Origin of the sequence: Pseudomonas sp. (genome assembly GCF_030150285.1) — a bacterium.
In the GTDB taxonomy this organism is placed as follows: domain Bacteria; phylum Pseudomonadota; class Gammaproteobacteria; order Pseudomonadales; family Pseudomonadaceae; genus Aquipseudomonas.
On sequence record NZ_JASLGE010000020.1, the window covers coordinates 25,501 to 42,517 of the forward strand.

A 17,017-nucleotide genomic window follows, 5' to 3' on the forward strand; every position below is an offset into this window, starting at 1 on the left:
CCTTACACGGGCTGAACCGCTGTCTCCAGTTGTTCACGCAGAGCCATCGCGGTGCGATCAAACGCCAGCGGTGTGACCGAAATGCCCCCTTGGGTCACCACCTGGGTTTCGGTGTCTGGGGCTTCAGCGTGTGCATGGCGGGTGATGTTGAGCCAGTAATAGTTGGCTTCGCGATAATCGGTGCGCTCATTGACGTTGATCCCGTTCATGCGGCCCGGCCCCTGACGAGTAATCTGAACCGGCCCCGCCTGATCCGCCGGTACATCCGGAAAGTTGATATTCAGGCACGCCGACTGCTCCCACCCCTTGCCTAATAACTGGCGAATCACACCGGGGGCCAAAGCGCGGGCGGTTTCCCAACGGACTGAATCGCGGCGGCTGAAGTACTGGCTCAAGGCGATGGACGGAACGCCCATCAGCAGGCCTGTCATGGCAGCCCCCACAGTGCCGGAGTACAGGGTTTCCACCCCAAGGTTTGCACCTTTGTTGATGCCGGACAGCAGCAATTGTGGCGGAGCACCCATCAACTGCTGCAAGGCGATTGCGACGCAGTCGGCCGGCGTCCCGGACACGGAAAAGCGCCGCTCGCCCCTTGCGGTGATGCGTAAAGGATGGTGAATGCTGATCGCTGTCGAAATACCGCTTTGATCGTGATCCGGTGCCACTACCCAGACCTCGTCAGCCAATTCCCGCGCCACAGCTTCCAGTACCGCGAGGCCTGGTGCATCAATGCCGTCGTCGTTGGTGATCAAGATTCGTTCGAGTCGAGCGCCCTGCATGCCTAAGCTCCTTTTTATGGCGTACCGGGGTATGGACCCCGGCACTTTTGGAAGCTCAGACTACCCCGTAAGTGGAAAAGGATTAAGCCCGTTTCGGACAAATCCTTCAGATCCCTTGCAGTGCCAAGTCCATCGCGAAGTACGTGAGGATCATGTCCGCACCCGCCCGCTTGATGGAGCCCAGGGTCTCACGCACCACGCGGGCTTCATCGATGGCACCGGCCTGCGCGCCAAACTTGATCATCGCGTATTCACCGCTCACCTGATAAGCCGCCAACGGCAGGCGCGAGGCTTCGCGCACGTCGCGGATGATGTCCAGATAAGCACCGGCCGGCTTGACCATCAGCACATCAGCGCCTTCCTGTTCGTCCAGCAACGACTCGCGAATGGCTTCACGGCGGTTCATCGGGTTCATCTGGTAAGACTTGCGGTCGCCTTTGAGCGCGCTGCCGCCGGCTTCACGGAAGGGGCCGTAGAGTGCCGAAGCAAATTTGGTCGAATAGGCCATGATCGAGGTGTCGATGAAACCGGCGGCATCCAGCGCACTGCGAATGGCCTGGACCTGGCCGTCCATTGCGGCAGACGGCGAAATAAAGTCCGCCCCTGCCGCTGCGGCGGCCACGGCTTGTTTGCCCAGGTTGATCAAGGTGGCATCGTTATCGACGCCGTGGTCGTGCATCACACCGCAATGGCCGTGGGAGGTGTATTCGCAAAAGCAGGTGTCGCTCATCACGATCATCTCGGGCGCGGCGTCTTTGCAGATACGCGCCATGCGCGACACCAGCCCGTCTTCGCGCCACGAATCGCTGCCGGTGGCGTCCAGGTGGTGGGACACACCAAACGCCATCACCGACTTGATGCCCGCACGGGCATAACGCTCAATTTCCCCCGCCAATTTCGACTCGGGAATACGGTTCACGCCGGGCATGCTGGTAATCGGCACAAAATCGTCGATTTCTTCTTCAACGAAAATCGGCAGCACCAGGTCATTGAGGCTGAATTCGGTTTCCTGGAACAGGTCACGCAGGGTTTGTGAGCGGCGCAGGCGACGTGGGCGAACGGAGGGGAACTGGTTAGGCATCATGGTTCCTGATAAGCAGGTTCATAAGACAAGCACGCCTTGGGCCAGGCGTGATGGCGCAACAAATACAGGAATGGTCCTGCAAATGCAAAAGATCCGCCCCACCTGCGGCGGCTTGTCGCGGGGTGTTATTACTGAAACAAGTCAGGATACGAGCTTGAACATTTCGTAAAAAAACGTAACATCGCTGACCATGATACTCGAACAGCTCAAAGCTTTGGGTAATGACACCCGCATGCAAATGATGGCGTGGCTTAAAGACCCGCTCACGCATTTCCCACCCCAGGACCATGGCGATCCTGCGATCGGTGTGTGTGTCACCCATTTGCAGCACAAGGCCGGTTTGTCGCCTTCCACCGCGTCTGCGCATCTGGCTATTTTGCAACGGGCAGGCTTTGTGCTGACCACGCGCATTGGCAAATGGACGTATTACCGCCGCAATGAGCCGTCAATCAGTGACTTTGCGGCTAGGCTGAAAATCGAGTTGTAATTTTTACCTTTACATTTCGTTATTTTGCGTAATGTCTAAACATGAGGAAATCCCATGAGCACTAAAACTATCTTCGTCCAACCCGGTGGCGGTTATCAGAATGTCGTCGTGGGTGAGCACGAAGTGGCCGCGCCTGCCAATGGTGAAATTACTGTACGTTTGCACGCCAACTCGTTGAACTACCATGACTTTGCTGTCGTAAGCGGTATGTGGGGGCCCACTGAAAAACGTATCCCCATGGCGGACGGTGCCGGTGAAGTCATCGCGGTCGGCGCTGATGTAACGGAGTTCAAGGTTGGTGATGCCGTGGTCAGCACCTTCTTCCCCGAGTGGATCGACGGCACACCGCAGGTAGAAGGCTTTGCCACAGTGCCAGGGGATGGCATTGATGGCTACGCCCGTGAGCAAGTGACCGCCAAAGCCACTTCGTTCACCCTGGCCCCCGCCGGTTACAGCCACGCTGAAGCGGCCACCCTGACCACGGCCGGCCTGACCGCCTGGCGCGCCTTGATGGCCGATGGCGGCCTGAAGCCGGGTGACACCGTGCTGATACAAGGCACCGGTGGGGTGTCCATTTTTGCCCTGCAGTTCGCCAAAATGGCCGGTGCCACCGTGATCGCCACGTCCTCCAGCGATGCAAAACTGGAGCGCCTCAAGGCATTGGGCGCAGACCACCTGATCAATTACCGCAAGGACACGAACTGGGGCGAGACCGCCCGCGGCCTCACCGGCGGCCGTGGCGTCGATCATGTGATCGAAGTGGGCGGCCCGTCGACCCTGGAACAATCGATGATTGCCGTGCGCGTTGCAGGGCATATCTCGATTATCGGCATTCTTAGCGGCGTGTCCGGGGCGATGAACTTCGTGCCTGCACTGGTCAAACAAGTGCGCCTGCAGGGTGTTCTAGTGGGTAGCCGTGCCCAACAACAGGACATGATTCGCGCCATCAATGCCAACGGCATGCGCCCGATCATCGACCGCCACTTCCCGCTCTGCGACATCGTTGAAGCGTTCAAATACCAGGAAACCAACCAGCACTTCGGCAAGATCGTGCTGGATATCTAACCCCCGCATCACCGATGGCGCATTGACAGTGCGCCATCGGCTTCTCTAGATTCAAGGTTTTGCCCAAAGAGCCTTGCCCTATGAGCCTTGAGTCTGTCCGCGCGTTTTTCAGCGCCCATGCACCTGACCTGCACATCATCGAACTGGCCACCAGCACGGCCACCGTGGCCCTGGCCGCACACGCCCATGGCGTTGAACCGGGGCAAATCGCCAAGACCCTGGCCTTCAGGGTGGGTGAGCGCAATGTGCTGCTGGTCGCACGGGGGGATGCCCGCATCGATAACAAGAAGATCAAGCAGGCCCTCGGTGCCAAAGCCAAGATGCTCGATGCTGACACTGTCGTGGCCTTGACCAGCCACCCGGTAGGCGGCGTGTGCCCATTTGGGCTGGCGACGGACCTGCAGGTGTATTGCGATATTTCCTTGCAGGGCTTCGATGAGGTCATGCCGGCAGCCGGGGCCACCCACACTGCCGTGCGTATTTCCCCTACTCGCATGGCCGAACTGGTTAAGGCTGAGTGGGTGGATGTCTGTCAGGCCATCGAAACGGCTGACGCCATCTAGCCTGGGCTACGACGGTTTTTTCAGACTCATTAAGGACGCCATGGCATAGCGCAGCGCGCGGCATTCCTTATCATGATTCGCCTCATCAGCACTCGGCAGCGCCTGTTCTCCATACAGGCTACCCGGGTGTTTTTAAATGGATAAACCTGAGGCGTCCATGCACCGCTTTTCCTTGAGTTTGCTGGGGTGTATTCCCGTTCTGCTGCTGGCAAGCCTGCCCGCGCTGGCGGCCTTGCAGCCCGTGTCCGAAGCAGCCCTGGCGGCTGAAATCGACAGCCGTTGCCATTTCAACCTGGACACCAGTTCCGACTGCAGCACGACGTTGCGCTACACCATTCTCACGCAAGCTGGCCGCGAAATGATCTCGCGCATTGACTTCAACTTCCCTGAGGTCGACCGCCTGGAAATTCGCAATGCCGAATCCACCCAGCCCGGCGGTGAACCCATCGCCCTGGCCAGCACACAGATCGACACACGCATGGCCCCCAACCCCGACCTGGGGTTCCTGCGTGACAGGCAGACCTCGCTCGCATTCCCCAACCTGCGGGTTGGCAGCGTGATCCGCTACACAGTGCTTCAGCACACGGCGGCCAAGCCTCTGAGCCGCGATTTTCACTATGTCCTGATGTTTGCGCCGAACGCCGTGCGACTGGACCGCTTCAACAGCCGCTTTACGGCCGAAAAGCCCATCATATGGCGCAGCGACAGGATGAATGACTTCAGCTTCACCGCCTCGGCCGACTCTAAAAGCCTGGACATCACGCTGATGCAGCCGCGTTTTGAGCACTACATCAATGAAGCCAGTCATGGTTTTATTCGCAGAATCCCCCGGGTTGAACTCAGCAGCTCCAGCCTGTTGCAGCAGCACTTCGGCGGTTTTGCCAGGCGTTACAATGCGATTGTCGAGGCCCGGCTGCCGGGGTCGGGGGCCAAGGCCGTGGCAGCTGTCGGTGCCTTACCCGCGCCACAGCGGGTCGCCGGGCTGCTCCAGCACCTGCATGACACCTACCGCTATTTGGGCGACTGGCGCGCCAGTGAGCGTGGCTACATGCCCTTCTCCCTGGCCGAAATCGAAGCGCGCGGCTACGGCGACTGCAAGGACCTTGCGGTGTTGCTGGCCGCCCTGCTCAAGGCCAGCGGCATTCGCGCTGAACCCGCCTGGGTCAGCCGCGGTGATATGGCGCTAGCGCTGCTGATACCGGGCACGTCGGCCCCTAATCACGCCATTGTGCGAGCCGAAGTAGATGGCCAGGTCTGGTGGCTCGACCCTACCAACCCGGTGTTTTCGCCAGGGCGAACCCCGGCCGATATCCAGGACCGCTGGGCGCTGGTCATCGGCCCTGAAGGCCATGTGCGCCAAACGCATATTCCCAGCGAGGCCCCCGCCGTCAGCTTGCGAGTGAGCAAGCAAGAACACTTGCATCCCGACGGTACCGCGCGCACGACCGCACACATTGAAATGAGCCATACGCCCCTGATGCACCTGCGTGTTTCCGACGCTCAAACCGGCGTATCGGGCACCAATCAAGCCCTGTGCGAGAGCTTCAGCCGGGAAGTTTCCGAGTGCCACATCAGTCGCGCCGAGAGCGGGTTTGTGCTACCCGAACGCTATCAGGTCCAGGCCACATTGACGGACCTGCACCCTCTGCAAAATTTTTCCGGGCAACAGGTGTACGCACCGGCCTTTCTATCGGAGCACTGGAACGAGCTGGCCAATTACCGCCGAACCGGGCAATTGGCGGATCTGTACCAGGGCGACCCGCAAATCACGGAATATGACATTACCCTGGCCGGGGTCACGATTGAGCCGCACGTGATGGACTGTACGGTGCGGTCGGCGTGGTTTGACATGGACTTAAGTGGTCAGCACCAGAAGGGTCAATACCGTTATCAGTATCGGCTTGCGCAAAAGCAGAGCTGGTTAAGCCATGACGACATCATGAGCGCACCGTTCGAGGCGATGCTGCAAGAGGCCCGGCGTTGCAACGATCAGATGCAACGGGTGGTGCAGTTGAACCCGCTGGGTTGAAACATCGCGTGCAGCTCGCCCCCTACAGATGCAGTGCCTCATAGAGGGGCGAGCTTGCCCGCGATCTTTTCTGCGCGGAGCAGTGGTTACGCGATAGCCGTGTCTACCAGCACTTGCGCCTCTTCAACCAGGCGGCTGAGGTGGTCATCGCCAATAAAGCTTTCAGCATAGATTTTGTAGATGTCTTCGGTGCCCGATGGCCGTGCAGCAAACCAGCCGTTCTCGGTCATCACCTTGAGCCCGCCAATCGCCTGTTGGTTGCCGGGTGCGTGGCTGAGAATCGCGGTGATAGGTTCGCCCGCCAGGGTCGTTGAACTCACCTGGTCCGGCGACAGTTTGCCGAGCAGGGCTTTCTGTTGCGGGGTGGCTTTGGCGTCGACGCGGGTGGAGAATGGCAAGCCCAGTTCTTCCGTCATTTTCTGGTACAGCTGCGAAGGGTCGCGCCCCGTACGGGCGGTCATTTCAGCGGCCAACAACGACGGAATGAGGCCGTCCTTGTCGGTTGACCAGACGCTGCCGTCAAGACGCAGGAACGACGCCCCGGCGCTTTCTTCACCACCAAAGCCCAGTGAACCCTCAAACAAACCGTCAGCAAACCACTTAAAGCCCACAGGCACTTCGTACAGGCGTCGGCCCAGGCGTGCGCTGACACGATCAATCAGGCCGCTGCTGACCACGGTTTTGCCAACAGCCGCATCGGTGCGCCAGTGCGGACGGTTCTGAAACAGGTAATCAATCGACACGGCCAGGTAGTTGTTGGGGGCCAACAACCCGCCCGATGGCGTGACAATGCCGTGGCGGTCATGGTCCGGGTCGCAGGCAAAGGCCACGTCAAAGCGTTCTTTAAGGCCGATCAGGCCTTGCATGGCATGGCTGGACGACGGGTCCATGCGAATACGGCCATCCCAATCCACGCACATAAACCGGAACGTCGGGTCGACGGAGGTGTTCACCACGTCGAGGTTAAGGCCGTAGTGCTCGCCAATCGCGGACCAGTAGCGCACACCGGCACCGCCCAACGGGTCAACGCCCAGCCGCAGATTGGCACCGCGCAGGGTGTCCATGTCGATGACATTCTTCAGGTCCGCGACATAGGTGTTCAGGTAGTCATGACGGTGCGTGGTGTCGGCCTTCAAAGCCTGTTCGTAGCTGATGCGTTTTACCCCGACGAGCCGGGCAGCCAGCAGCTCGTTGGCCTTGGCTTCAATCCACTTGGTGACATCGGTATCTGCCGGGCCACCGTTAGGCGGGTTGTATTTGAAGCCACCGCTTTCCGGCGGGTTGTGCGACGGGGTAATCACGACGCCATCGGCCAAGCCCGAGGTGCGGCCACGGTTGTAGCAAATAATGGCGTGGGAAATGGCCGGAGTCGGGGTGTATTCATCATTCGCTGCGATCATGGTTTCAACACCATTGGCCGCGAACACTTCCAGAGCGCTCGCCCCGGCCGGCGTTGACAGGGCGTGGGTATCAATGCCGACAAACAGCGGGCCATTGATGCCCTTCGACTGACGGTACAGGCAGATGGCCTGACTGATGGCCAGCACATGCCACTCATTAAAGCTCAACTCAAACGAACTGCCCCGGTGGCCAGATGTCCCAAAGGCGACACGCTGAGTCGCGATGGCTGCGTCAGGCTGACCGGTGTAATAGGCGGTCACCAGTCGCGGTATATCGACCAACAGTTGCGCTGGTGCCGGCTTGCCCGCAAGAGGACTGAGTGTCATGCAAAACCTCGGGAAATAAATGATTCGGAGGAAAAAAACGCAGTTTACTGGCACTTCGACATTCGTGCGACGCAATCTATCCCTGCGCAAGCGTCTGTTTGACAGATTAATCAAGGTTTTGCGGCCCTGCCTTGATCCAGATTAACGCCGTGGTTTGCATCCGGCCAAAAGCCATGATCACAATACGGCAGTGTCCCCGCGTGACATCCGGTCAGCGGGGGCTGCCATTTTTAGCACTGAAAAAGGAAGCAGCATGAAACCACTCGTGATCAGCGCGGCCCTGTTATTGTCGTTGAGTGCGCTGTGCAACGCCGCCAATGCCGCCGCCAAACCGGACGACCTGGCGCACTACCCCAAAGCTGAAGCGGGCTTTAGCCGACAAGTGATTCACCTGCCCAAACAAAAGAATGAAGACGACTACAAAGTCCAGATCATCGCCGGCAAAACACTGCAGGTCGATTGCAACAAACAACACCTGAGCGGCAAGCTCGAAGAGAAAACCCTCAAAGGCTGGGGTTACCCGATGTATCGCCTGAACAAGGTTAGCGGGCCAGTGAGCACCCTGATGGCCTGCCCCGAAGGCAAGGCGCACCCAGACTTTGTGCCCGTGGTGGGTGATGGCTTCATGCTGCGTTACAACAGCCGGTTACCGATCGTGGTGTACGTGCCCAAAGACGTCGAGGTGCGTTACCGGATCTGGTCTGCCTCCAAGCAAGTCAAACAAGCCGTCAACGAATAGACGCCGGTGATGCCTGTCATCGTCCGGGTTGCAACAACGGTGACAGGCGAACACTTATTGCAAGCCCACGCGGTACAACACGCCATTGCTGCCCTCAGTCAGCACATACACATACCCATCCGGCCCTTGGCGAACATCGCGAATACGGGCGTTAAGGTCGCCCAGCAAGCGCTCTTCGTGAATAACCTTGTCGCCGTCCAGTTGCAGCCGCAACAACGATTTGTCGGCCAGCGCGCCGATAAACAGGTTGTGCTGCCACGGTTTGAAGCGTTCGGCGCTATAGAAGGCCATGCCGCTGATACCGGGGGATTTTTCCCAGACGTAATGTGGGCTGACGGTGCCCTGTACCGTTTTGCCCTTGGCTTCCGGGATGGGCAGCGATGAGTAGTTGACGCCATGGGTGGCCAATGGCCAACCGTAGTTTTTGCCGGGCTCGATCAGGTTGATTTCATCCCCGCCTTTAGGCCCGTGTTCATGAGTCCACAGTGTGCCGGTCCACGGGTTAAGCGTTGCACCCTGCGGGTTGCGGTGCCCGTAGGACCAAATCTGGGGCTGCGCGCCTTTCTGGCCGACAAAGGGGTTGTCATCCGGAATGCGCCCGTCCGGGTAAATGCGCACGATTTTGCCTTGCAGCTTATCGAGATCCTGAGACGTCGAACGCTGATTGTTCTCACCTAGGGCAATAAACAGATAGCCGTCACGATCGAACACCAACCGCGAGCCAAAGTGATTGCCGGTGGACAGTTTGGGGGTTTGGCGAAAAATGACGGTGAAGTCGTTTACGCGGGTCAAATCTTCAGAAAGCCGACCGCGCCCCACCGCGGTTCCGGCCTTTCCATCTGCACCGCCGCCTTCGGCGTAGGACACATACACCCACCGATCCTTGGCAAAGTCCGGGGACAGCACCACATCCAGCAGCCCGCCCTGGCCTTTGGCCCACACCTCGGGAAGCCCCTTCAGCGGTGCCGATAATTTGCCTTCAGGGCTCACCACACGCAGCGTGCCGGGCCGTTCGGTAATAAGAATGCCCTGTTTGTCGGGTAGGAAGGCCAGCGCCCACGGCGAATCGAGCCCTTCTACCACAGGGGTGATTTGCAGCGTGCCCGTTTCAGTGGCAAATGTTTGGGGTTGCGCAGCCAAGGCATGCCACGACAGTGGGAGCAAGGCCGTGGCGCAAAGCGTGGCCAGCAGGTTAGTTCTAAGCATGGGGGGCTTCCTTGTGCGTCTAGCGTCCATCCCCGCGTTGGAGGGACGGCGCGGTCGGTTTTAGGGTGTCCGGCAGAGGACGGCTGCGGGGGTAGCCATTGCCGATCTCACCGTTTTCCAGAGAGGGTTGCCGTACCCTCGGCACCGTTGAAGGGCCTGGCCTCGCTGGCGCAAGGGGGACAGTGCCCTGGCGAGTAGTGGGATTGATACGCCGTAAGGTGTTGTCACCTGACGCATTCGAGGGCTGAACGGTGTTTTGAGCCACGGTCAAAGGGGCCATCACTTGCGGCATGTCAGGGCTCGGGGATGCCTGCACCTGGGTAGCCGCCAGCGCTATCAGCCCTGCCCATAAGAAATGGGTGTTAGGCGTACTCATCACATGCTCCGTTTTTGATCGACCGTCCACCTTTGAGCGCGTGTGCACTCGCAGGTTCGGTTTTACGGTCAAAAAAACGGCACGGCACGGGTTAAAATGTCACCGCGTATTACCTGTACGTCTGCCAGCGGTTTACTGGTGTCCTACACGCATCACTCCTCAGAACCCAGCACAATGACAGTCGATTCCTTTGCCTGTTCAAGTAAAGCCTGACGGCACACTTGGTAACAGTCCTCAATATGATCGTTGCCAACCATTTTCATCACACCAAAACTGATGCCCGCCGCCACCGCTTGCCCCACAAACGGCACAAAACGAACCACCGATTTGGTTGCTACCTTGGTGCCCATTTTTTTCAGCAGCGACATGACCAGGGTTCGGCTAATGAACTTGCCGATCACCTCACTGCCAATGCTGGTGACAGCCACCACAATCAAGCGCCTGGACCGTGTATCCATCTGCGCAATCTGTTGGGGTGTAAGGCCAAACTTGCTGTTGATGGCTGGCAGCATTTCCACCAGCAGCGCTACATCGGTGCCGATATCCAGCCCAGGCAGCGGAATGGCCGCCGCCCCCGCAGACACCGCCGAGCGCTTGGTGACCATTGACTTGCATTCATTACGAATGCGATCAAGTTCAGCTAAAGACGTGATTAACATAATGCTCCCCCACAGTACGAGATAAATCCCACGCAGCTTACTACGCGTTTTAGATCAACACGTCAGATCCGCCAGTATGTAGAGGGCTAATTGAGGAGGAAATTCAGACTCAGGCAATAAGGTATCGCTGACAGCCCACAGGGCTGGAAAGGAAGCAGCCTGTACTCGCAAGAAGTACAGGCCTGCAGGTTGGCTTACACGTCTTTTTTGACCTTGGCCCACTCATCCTTGAGTTTTTTCACGAAACTGGCTTTTTTGTCCTGTTCACAGGCCGTCACGATCAACGGGGTAATTTTCTCGACACCTGCCACGTCTACCACGGCATCTTCAACTTTGTCGTTCTTGTTCACGACTTCGCCAACACCGACGACGGCTGGGCGAAAGGACTCATTGACGGCCAGAAAGTCTTCGCACGTCCACTGCGACACAGGCGGTTTGCTATCGGCGTGCGCCAGCGAAGACAGTGCAACCAGACCTGCAGCGCCAATGATCAGCAAATGCTTCTTCATATTGAATATCTCCCTATTATCAAAGAGGCAGCGATCTAGACCCTGCCGCCAAGGAACATAGTTGCGACCCGGTGAGCTGTCAAAAAATGAGCGTTGTTGCGGATATCCCACGGGGGGCAATGACTGCTTGGCAATGCTTAACGCGCAGGATGAACCGTCAGGGACACCAGCCTGGTCACGATAGGACGTACAACCAAAATGCACACAAACGCCGCAGGCATGGCCAACTGGTAAGCATTCAACACATTGCTTAGATAATCCGGTCCAATTCCGGCATTGGCGGCGGTAATCACCAGCGTCATCAGAAAGGCCATGATGGTCGACATATACAGCGCAAACACATACGGCGTTGCGCGTGCGGAAAGCCTGATACGCTTTGAAAGCAGTGCATTACGCGAGGTTTCTTGATTCATGATTAACCTTTATGGCCTGGAGTTGAGCGTGAGAGGCACCTTATCAAGATCGAAGTTCGACAACTAGACGGTTATCTCTAGGTACTTTATAAAGTAAAAATTACGAATTAACCCTGTACAGGCCCCGATATGGACTTGCTGGCTGCCATCACCTGCTTTACTAAAGTGGTCGAAACCGGCTCCCTTGTAGGCGCAGCCAAACCATTGGGCGTGAGTGCCGCCGCCGTCAGTCAAACCCTCAACCGACTGGAAACCCACCTGGGCACACGGTTGCTGCAACGCACCACGCGCAGCATGGCCCTGACCGAACACGGCGCGCTGTACTACGAAAAAGTTCGGAGCATCCACGCGGAACTGGAATCGGCGCAGCGTGCAATCAGCCAGCCCGATGCCGAACTGCAAGGACAATTGAGCATTGCCTCCACCGCAGCGTTCGGGCGTCATGTGCTGGCTCCCCTGATCGCAGGGTTTGCCGCCCGCTACCCACGCCTTACCCTCGAACTGAGCACTACTGATAGCAAAATCAACCACATACAGAGTGGTATTGATGTCAGTTTGAGGATCAAGCCACAGTTGGAAGAAGGCATCGTTGCCCGCAAGGTGGCCTCCGTCCCGTTTATGGTCTGCGCATCGCCCGCTTATCTGCTGCGCGCGGGTTGGCCCCGCTCACCGGATGAACTGGAGCAGCATGCGTGCCTGGGGTTTCGCTACCCGCTGGACGGGCGTTTTCTGCGCTGGGGGTTTATTCGTGACGGCCAGCACCACTACGCGGCGCTCAATGTGACGGCCATCAGCGACGACATTGACGCCCTCGCCCAGATGGCCGCCCATGGTGCAGGCATTGCCCGCCTGGCGGAGTTTATAGCGGCCCCTTATGTTGCATCGGGTCAACTCGTGCCCTTGTTCGAAGGCAGCCATGCCTCGGCTGAGTCCTTCACTGAGCCCTTGGACATCTATGCCTGCGTACAGCACCGCGCGGCCATGACGCCAAAGGTCAAAGCGTTTCTTGCTTACCTGACTGAACACCTTGAACAGCGCTGGCCACGATAAACGATGTTAGCCACCGGCTAGTCGGCCGCCTGGTGGGCTTTACACCCGGTAAATAAACCCTTGAGCGATGCCGAACGGGGGGGTGTCCTGTACCCCTCCTAGCAAGGTAACCAGCTTACCCTCTGCTTTTGCATTGGTGAGCGCCAGTGACAAGGGAGACAGCGGATTCTTGCTGATCATCAGCGTGACCGCATCGTTCAACTCGGTCACGAGCGTCAACTGCGTACCACTCACTCTGTGCAGTTGCATAAAGTTAAGCGTTTGAGCGCCCTTTCGCCTGAACACCAGTTCGCTAAACCCGGGAATGTCGGGGTAAATAATGTAATCGAGCTTCTGTAGAAAGCTGCGCATAACCGCATTCAGGCCATTGGCATCGGTCAGCTTTAAAAAATCGCCGGTTTTGAGCACAAAATCAATCCGGTCAAACCAGGCGGATGTTGCACGCGCTCGAAGATGCAGGGTTTTAGTGCCAATGCGCAGGCCTGGCGTCAACATGGCCAAGGGATCGCTCAATAATGCAGAAGCATGTACCAGATGACCAAAAATCCAACCATGCAGTGTGTGGGCAATGGTGCGCATGCGGGCCTGGCTAAGTGCTGACGTCGTACGGTCGGCGAGTACATAAAGGCGTTTGGCCAATACCTGGGCGGACTCAGGCGTCAGTGATGGCAGAATACTGCCAATGTAGTGCCAAATAGGCTTTTGCAGCAGCGGCTCCCTGACCACCCACGCGCCTTTCTCAAATTCGGCCAGGCGCGGCTGCAGGTATTTATTTTTGAAAATCAGCAATTCCAGTTGCTCATAGCGCGGGCTCGGCCGCCCCGGGTTTTTCAAGTACACCTGATTATCCAGCGCCAGGTTGCCCTGAGGCAAAATCTCGAACAGCTTGCCCTCTTTCTCGATCACTCGCAGATGAGGATTGTCACCCAACTTATAAATGGGCGGGCTTAGGCTGACCGGTGTGAACGGATGGTCCAGGCTGGCTCGCCCCCAGTTTTGCCACTCCGTGCTGGTGGCGGCAACCTGCGTAATGGTGCTTGTGGGAGGAATGGGTTGTACCGGCTTTGACCGCGCCGGCTCTTCATCCAGGATGGGGCGCTTGCGCTTGTTGCTCAATGCACTTGCAGGCGTCGTGCCCGCCTCGGGTGCAGTGACTGGTAAGCCGGAGCCATCAAGGCCAGGTTTCAGATAACGTTGTGACCACAACGGAAACGTCTTGTGCTTGACCAGGTAATCCGCAAGATCAATTTCCAAACGGTCTCGGACTGCTGCGGGAAACACGTATTGATCAAGCAGTTTTCTGGCTTCTTCAAGGCTAAGGTTCGGCAAGGCGACTCTCACCCGGAAGGCGGCCAACGATATTTTTCCGCCTCCCAGCACGCTCAGTTCTGGCGTGCCAATGCGCCACAATCCGTCAGAACCCAGAAGAATCGGGTCACGGTACCAGGCCCGCGGGCGACGCATATCGATCACCCGCCACGTCTGGCGTGTTTTGTCATACACCACCTGAAACCAGTGTTTTTGCTGGTAGATGAAGTATTGGGAAAAGCCGCCGCGCTTTGCCGGCCGTTCGAATACGCCGGCATAAACACCATCAGTACGCTGAATGAGGCCTTCGAGGTTTCGCGCGTAAGCCATTTTTGGATCCAGGGCTGGCACTACACGAGTCACGCCTTTGACTGGCAGCTTGGCAATGGCGATACCAATATCCACTCCTGCATCCACCCAGCGCTCAATCATCCCGACGAAGTGTCCCAGGGCCTCCTGTTGGTTCCCTCGCTTGACGGCGTCAAAGCCGTGCCATATTTCGATCAAACTGCGCCCCAAGGCAATCATCGCGGTGACCTTGAATGGCAAGACCATCGTGGCAATATCGACGGCCGTTTCAATACTGCTCCATACCGCCAAGCGGTTGCTTTCAGTCGTCGACAGACTCAAGGCATCTGCGCTGGTCAGTGCGTATCCGATCTCGGCAAGGCACGCCTGCTCAATAAAGTTGCCGGCGATTTCGACATCTCGCACATCAGCGCCTCTGAGCCCTTCGTCCACGAGTTGCTTCACACGTGCCTGAGCGCCTTCGCTAACACGACTCACCAGATACTCAGCCATCGCAGGATCATTCAGAAAGCGGCTAGCCATGTGCGAGCGGTTTTCGTACTCGCGAAAACGTCTTCCGTCAGGGGCTTCAGGGGTGTAAACCACCATGGCACTGACACTCGGCTGAGGCTGAGGTGTAATGATATCCAGGCGTTCGGGCGACGGTATGAATGTGCCTGAAGGTGGGGCCAGAATGATCAGTACGCCACGCACGGTGGCTTCACTAATCAATAATTGATGAACCTTGAGTTGATGGCCTTCAAACGTCGCCGGTTGCTGCGGATCTTGCGCCGCCTTGATAACCGCCTGTACCCAGCGATAGCCTCGGTCCACACGGTCTGGCGAAAAGTCCCCGGAGATCTTGGCTTCCAGCGCATCAACCTGCATTTGCGCATTCAGCAAATCGGTGGCGGTTTCGAGGCGGGCAACCGCTTGAGGGGAGTCGATAAACCGGTCGCGCAAGAAGGCCTGATAGTTGTCCCCTATATTGACTGTGCGAATGATGTGTTTGATTTGTGCCGGGTTCAGATCCTCCATGCGTGGCCCTTGCGGGCTGCCGGTTGTTAGCGTGGCGGTCAAGGCGTAATCAACGTCGAGTGCACTGATGTTTTCCAGCGCCAATTGGGACAGCGACCGGGATGTACTCACCAGCCGGATGGTCGGCCCGGTGCGTGACAGGCTGTTAACAGCGGTGTAGGACGACGTGCCATAGGGACTGATCGGAATAACGGGCCCTGTACCGCGCTCCGCTGCCGTGGTGGTGACATACACCGTGTCGGGGTCAATGATCAGGCCATATTCCGTTTGAATAGCGTCTTGTATCTGGTCGCGGGCATAGCTCAATAAAAAGGCCCTACTCCCGTACTGGTAGGCGGATGGCTCGCCATTTTCCCGGGCAATGAGGCTCAATGAGCGATAATGCAAAGAAGCCTCAAACCAAGCCTGGCGGTCACTGTCGCTGGCTTTTCGCAACCACTCACGGGTTTTTTTCGCCAGCGCCTTGGCCACGCGCGCGCTGAGAGCAAGTGCCTGGTTAAAGCGTGGTGTGTAATCCAATACGTGATCCAGGTGTTCATGCAGCCTGGCTGGCGAGACCGTGTTGGCTAAAGACAAGGCGTGTTTTAGATTGGCTTGACGCTGCTCGTCATGCACGGTGAACCAATACTCGAATACCGACTCATGCACCTCTCGAAAGGTGAAGTCAAAAGAGGCTGTAGTGCTTTCAGCCATTGCCTGAACACGCGTCAGGTCAGTGGGAGACAACAGCTCCAGTAATGATTCGAACTCAGTGACGGCTAACTGGCGACGGTTCAGTTCAACCTGCAGTGCCTGCAGGGAATCAAACCCCTGCAGGCCGCCTGAAGGGGTATAAAGCACAACCTCGCCGGCATTGGCGTGCGCATTGATTTCCAGTTCTGTCGTCTTGGGTGCAATACGGGCCAGGCCTGAAGCATCGATGGTTGACGATCCATCACGAGCCGACATAACCCAGGCACCGGCAAAAATAATCGGTGGCTGTGCTGAATGGTCTTTTAACGTCAGTGCATAAACGGCCGGGCGGGAATGGGCCGGCAACGCAGCACGAGTGGCCAACGTCGGGTAGAGCACGACGTAATTGACCAGTTGCACCTGGCCCGGTGTCAGTGTGGTGTCGTAATTCAATAACTCGACTTCGGCCTTCAGCAGGTCGCGCAGTTTGTCGAGCAACCAGGACTTACGGGTTTGAGTGCCTGCCTGGCTGTGCATGTGCTGCCAAAACTGCGCGGTGTGAGACTCGCAGTCACTGATGAAGAAACGCTGTGCGCGGGATATAAAGCTTTGTAACTCCCCCACACTCACTGAGGCCGCCGAGGTCTCGCCCGCGACCTCAAGGGTTGTGTGCAACAGGTTGTACGCTGGGGGCTGCCCGCTGCACAGCGCCTGTAAAAGGGTGTCGAGTACGTGCGCAGACTGCGCGCCGTCTTCTTCACGAATAAACACGCGTGCCGGGTCGAGGGGCTGCGCAGCGTGCGGGAACGTAGCCTTCAGTTCACTGTGTACAAACGAGTGAAAAGTGGGTTGCTCGGTGAGCAACGTCTGGATCTGATTGCCGATCTGCGTCCATTTCCTGATTAGGGCCTGTTCCTGTTCGCCACTGATCGCGATCAGGTCGGCACTCAGGTCTTGCGATAAATGAAATACATCACTCATGGGTTATGCCTCACGTAGAAAGTCGTGAAGCAGTGTCCGCCCGG

General features: G+C 57.7%; 14 protein-coding genes. 6 read left to right on the top strand and 8 right to left on the bottom strand.

What is annotated here, in order from left to right; translation table 11 throughout:
* Nucleotides 1-2: 2 nt before the first annotated feature.
* Nucleotides 3-779 (bottom strand): 5'/3'-nucleotidase SurE, encoded by a 777-nt coding sequence (gene surE / locus Q1W15_RS02710; RefSeq protein ID WP_300720046.1) that lies wholly within the window; start codon nucleotides 777-779, stop codon nucleotides 3-5.
* A 106-nt stretch (nucleotides 780-885) separates the two neighbouring features.
* Complete coding sequence (hemB, locus tag Q1W15_RS02715) at nucleotides 886-1,860, bottom strand: porphobilinogen synthase (protein WP_300720047.1); 975 nt, start codon at nucleotides 1,858-1,860, stop codon at nucleotides 886-888.
* Between the two features lie 193 nt (nucleotides 1,861-2,053).
* On the opposite strand from hemB, the gene Q1W15_RS02720 reads away from it, so the two are divergent.
* The 4 genes from Q1W15_RS02720 to Q1W15_RS02735 all read left to right on the top strand — a co-directional run bounded on the left by Q1W15_RS02720 (nucleotide 2,054) and on the right by Q1W15_RS02735 (nucleotide 6,007).
* Nucleotides 2,054-2,350 (top strand): helix-turn-helix transcriptional regulator, encoded by a 297-nt coding sequence (locus Q1W15_RS02720; protein ID WP_300720048.1) that lies wholly within the window; start codon nucleotides 2,054-2,056, stop codon nucleotides 2,348-2,350.
* Nucleotides 2,351-2,404: 54 nt separating this feature from the next.
* On the top strand, nucleotides 2,405-3,415 hold the full coding sequence (locus tag Q1W15_RS02725) for an NAD(P)-dependent alcohol dehydrogenase (RefSeq protein ID WP_300720049.1): 1,011 nt from the start codon (nucleotides 2,405-2,407) through the stop codon (nucleotides 3,413-3,415).
* 80 nt (nucleotides 3,416-3,495) lie between these two features.
* Entirely contained in the window at nucleotides 3,496-3,978 is a 483-nt protein-coding gene (locus Q1W15_RS02730) for a YbaK/EbsC family protein (RefSeq protein WP_300720050.1), read from the top strand.
* A 157-nt stretch (nucleotides 3,979-4,135) separates the two neighbouring features.
* Nucleotides 4,136-6,007 carry a DUF3857 domain-containing protein gene (locus tag Q1W15_RS02735; RefSeq protein WP_300720235.1) on the top strand — a complete coding sequence of 624 codons (1,872 nt, stop codon included), beginning with the start codon at nucleotides 4,136-4,138 and terminating at the stop codon, nucleotides 6,005-6,007.
* A gap of 86 nt (nucleotides 6,008-6,093) precedes the next feature.
* Here Q1W15_RS02735 and pgm read toward each other — a convergent pair whose 3' ends face one another.
* Nucleotides 6,094-7,734: a phosphoglucomutase (alpha-D-glucose-1,6-bisphosphate-dependent) gene (gene pgm / locus Q1W15_RS02740; RefSeq protein ID WP_300720051.1), complete on the bottom strand. Its 1,641-nt coding sequence runs from the start codon at nucleotides 7,732-7,734 to the stop codon at nucleotides 6,094-6,096.
* Nucleotides 7,735-7,987: 253 nt separating this feature from the next.
* Between pgm and eco the strand changes: the two genes are divergently transcribed.
* Nucleotides 7,988-8,473: a serine protease inhibitor ecotin gene (eco, locus tag Q1W15_RS02745; protein ID WP_300720052.1), complete on the top strand. Its 486-nt coding sequence runs from the start codon at nucleotides 7,988-7,990 to the stop codon at nucleotides 8,471-8,473.
* A gap of 54 nt (nucleotides 8,474-8,527) precedes the next feature.
* Here the strand turns inward: eco and Q1W15_RS02750 are convergent, their stop codons facing one another.
* The 4 genes from Q1W15_RS02750 to Q1W15_RS02765 form a co-directional block, all read right to left on the bottom strand.
* On the bottom strand, nucleotides 8,528-9,679 hold the full coding sequence (locus tag Q1W15_RS02750) for a PQQ-dependent sugar dehydrogenase (RefSeq protein WP_300720053.1): 1,152 nt from the start codon (nucleotides 9,677-9,679) through the stop codon (nucleotides 8,528-8,530).
* A 528-nt stretch (nucleotides 9,680-10,207) separates the two neighbouring features.
* On the bottom strand, nucleotides 10,208-10,660 hold the full coding sequence (locus tag Q1W15_RS02755) for a hypothetical protein (RefSeq protein WP_300720054.1): 453 nt from the start codon (nucleotides 10,658-10,660) through the stop codon (nucleotides 10,208-10,210).
* Nucleotides 10,661-10,908: 248 nt separating this feature from the next.
* On the bottom strand, nucleotides 10,909-11,223 hold the full coding sequence (hdeA, locus tag Q1W15_RS02760) for an acid-activated periplasmic chaperone HdeA (RefSeq protein WP_300720055.1): 315 nt from the start codon (nucleotides 11,221-11,223) through the stop codon (nucleotides 10,909-10,911).
* Between the two features lie 137 nt (nucleotides 11,224-11,360).
* Nucleotides 11,361-11,636 (bottom strand): DUF2798 domain-containing protein, encoded by a 276-nt coding sequence (locus Q1W15_RS02765; protein WP_300720056.1) that lies wholly within the window; start codon nucleotides 11,634-11,636, stop codon nucleotides 11,361-11,363.
* Between the two features lie 129 nt (nucleotides 11,637-11,765).
* Between Q1W15_RS02765 and Q1W15_RS02770 the strand changes: the two genes are divergently transcribed.
* Nucleotides 11,766-12,686 carry a LysR family transcriptional regulator gene (locus Q1W15_RS02770; RefSeq protein WP_300720057.1) on the top strand — a complete coding sequence of 307 codons (921 nt, stop codon included), beginning with the start codon at nucleotides 11,766-11,768 and terminating at the stop codon, nucleotides 12,684-12,686.
* A 39-nt stretch (nucleotides 12,687-12,725) separates the two neighbouring features.
* Here the strand turns inward: Q1W15_RS02770 and Q1W15_RS02775 are convergent, their stop codons facing one another.
* A complete protein-coding gene (locus Q1W15_RS02775) occupies nucleotides 12,726-16,973 on the bottom strand; it encodes a DUF6543 domain-containing protein (RefSeq protein WP_300720058.1) in 4,248 nt (1,415 codons plus the stop codon).
* Between the last annotated feature and the right edge of the window lie 44 nt (nucleotides 16,974-17,017).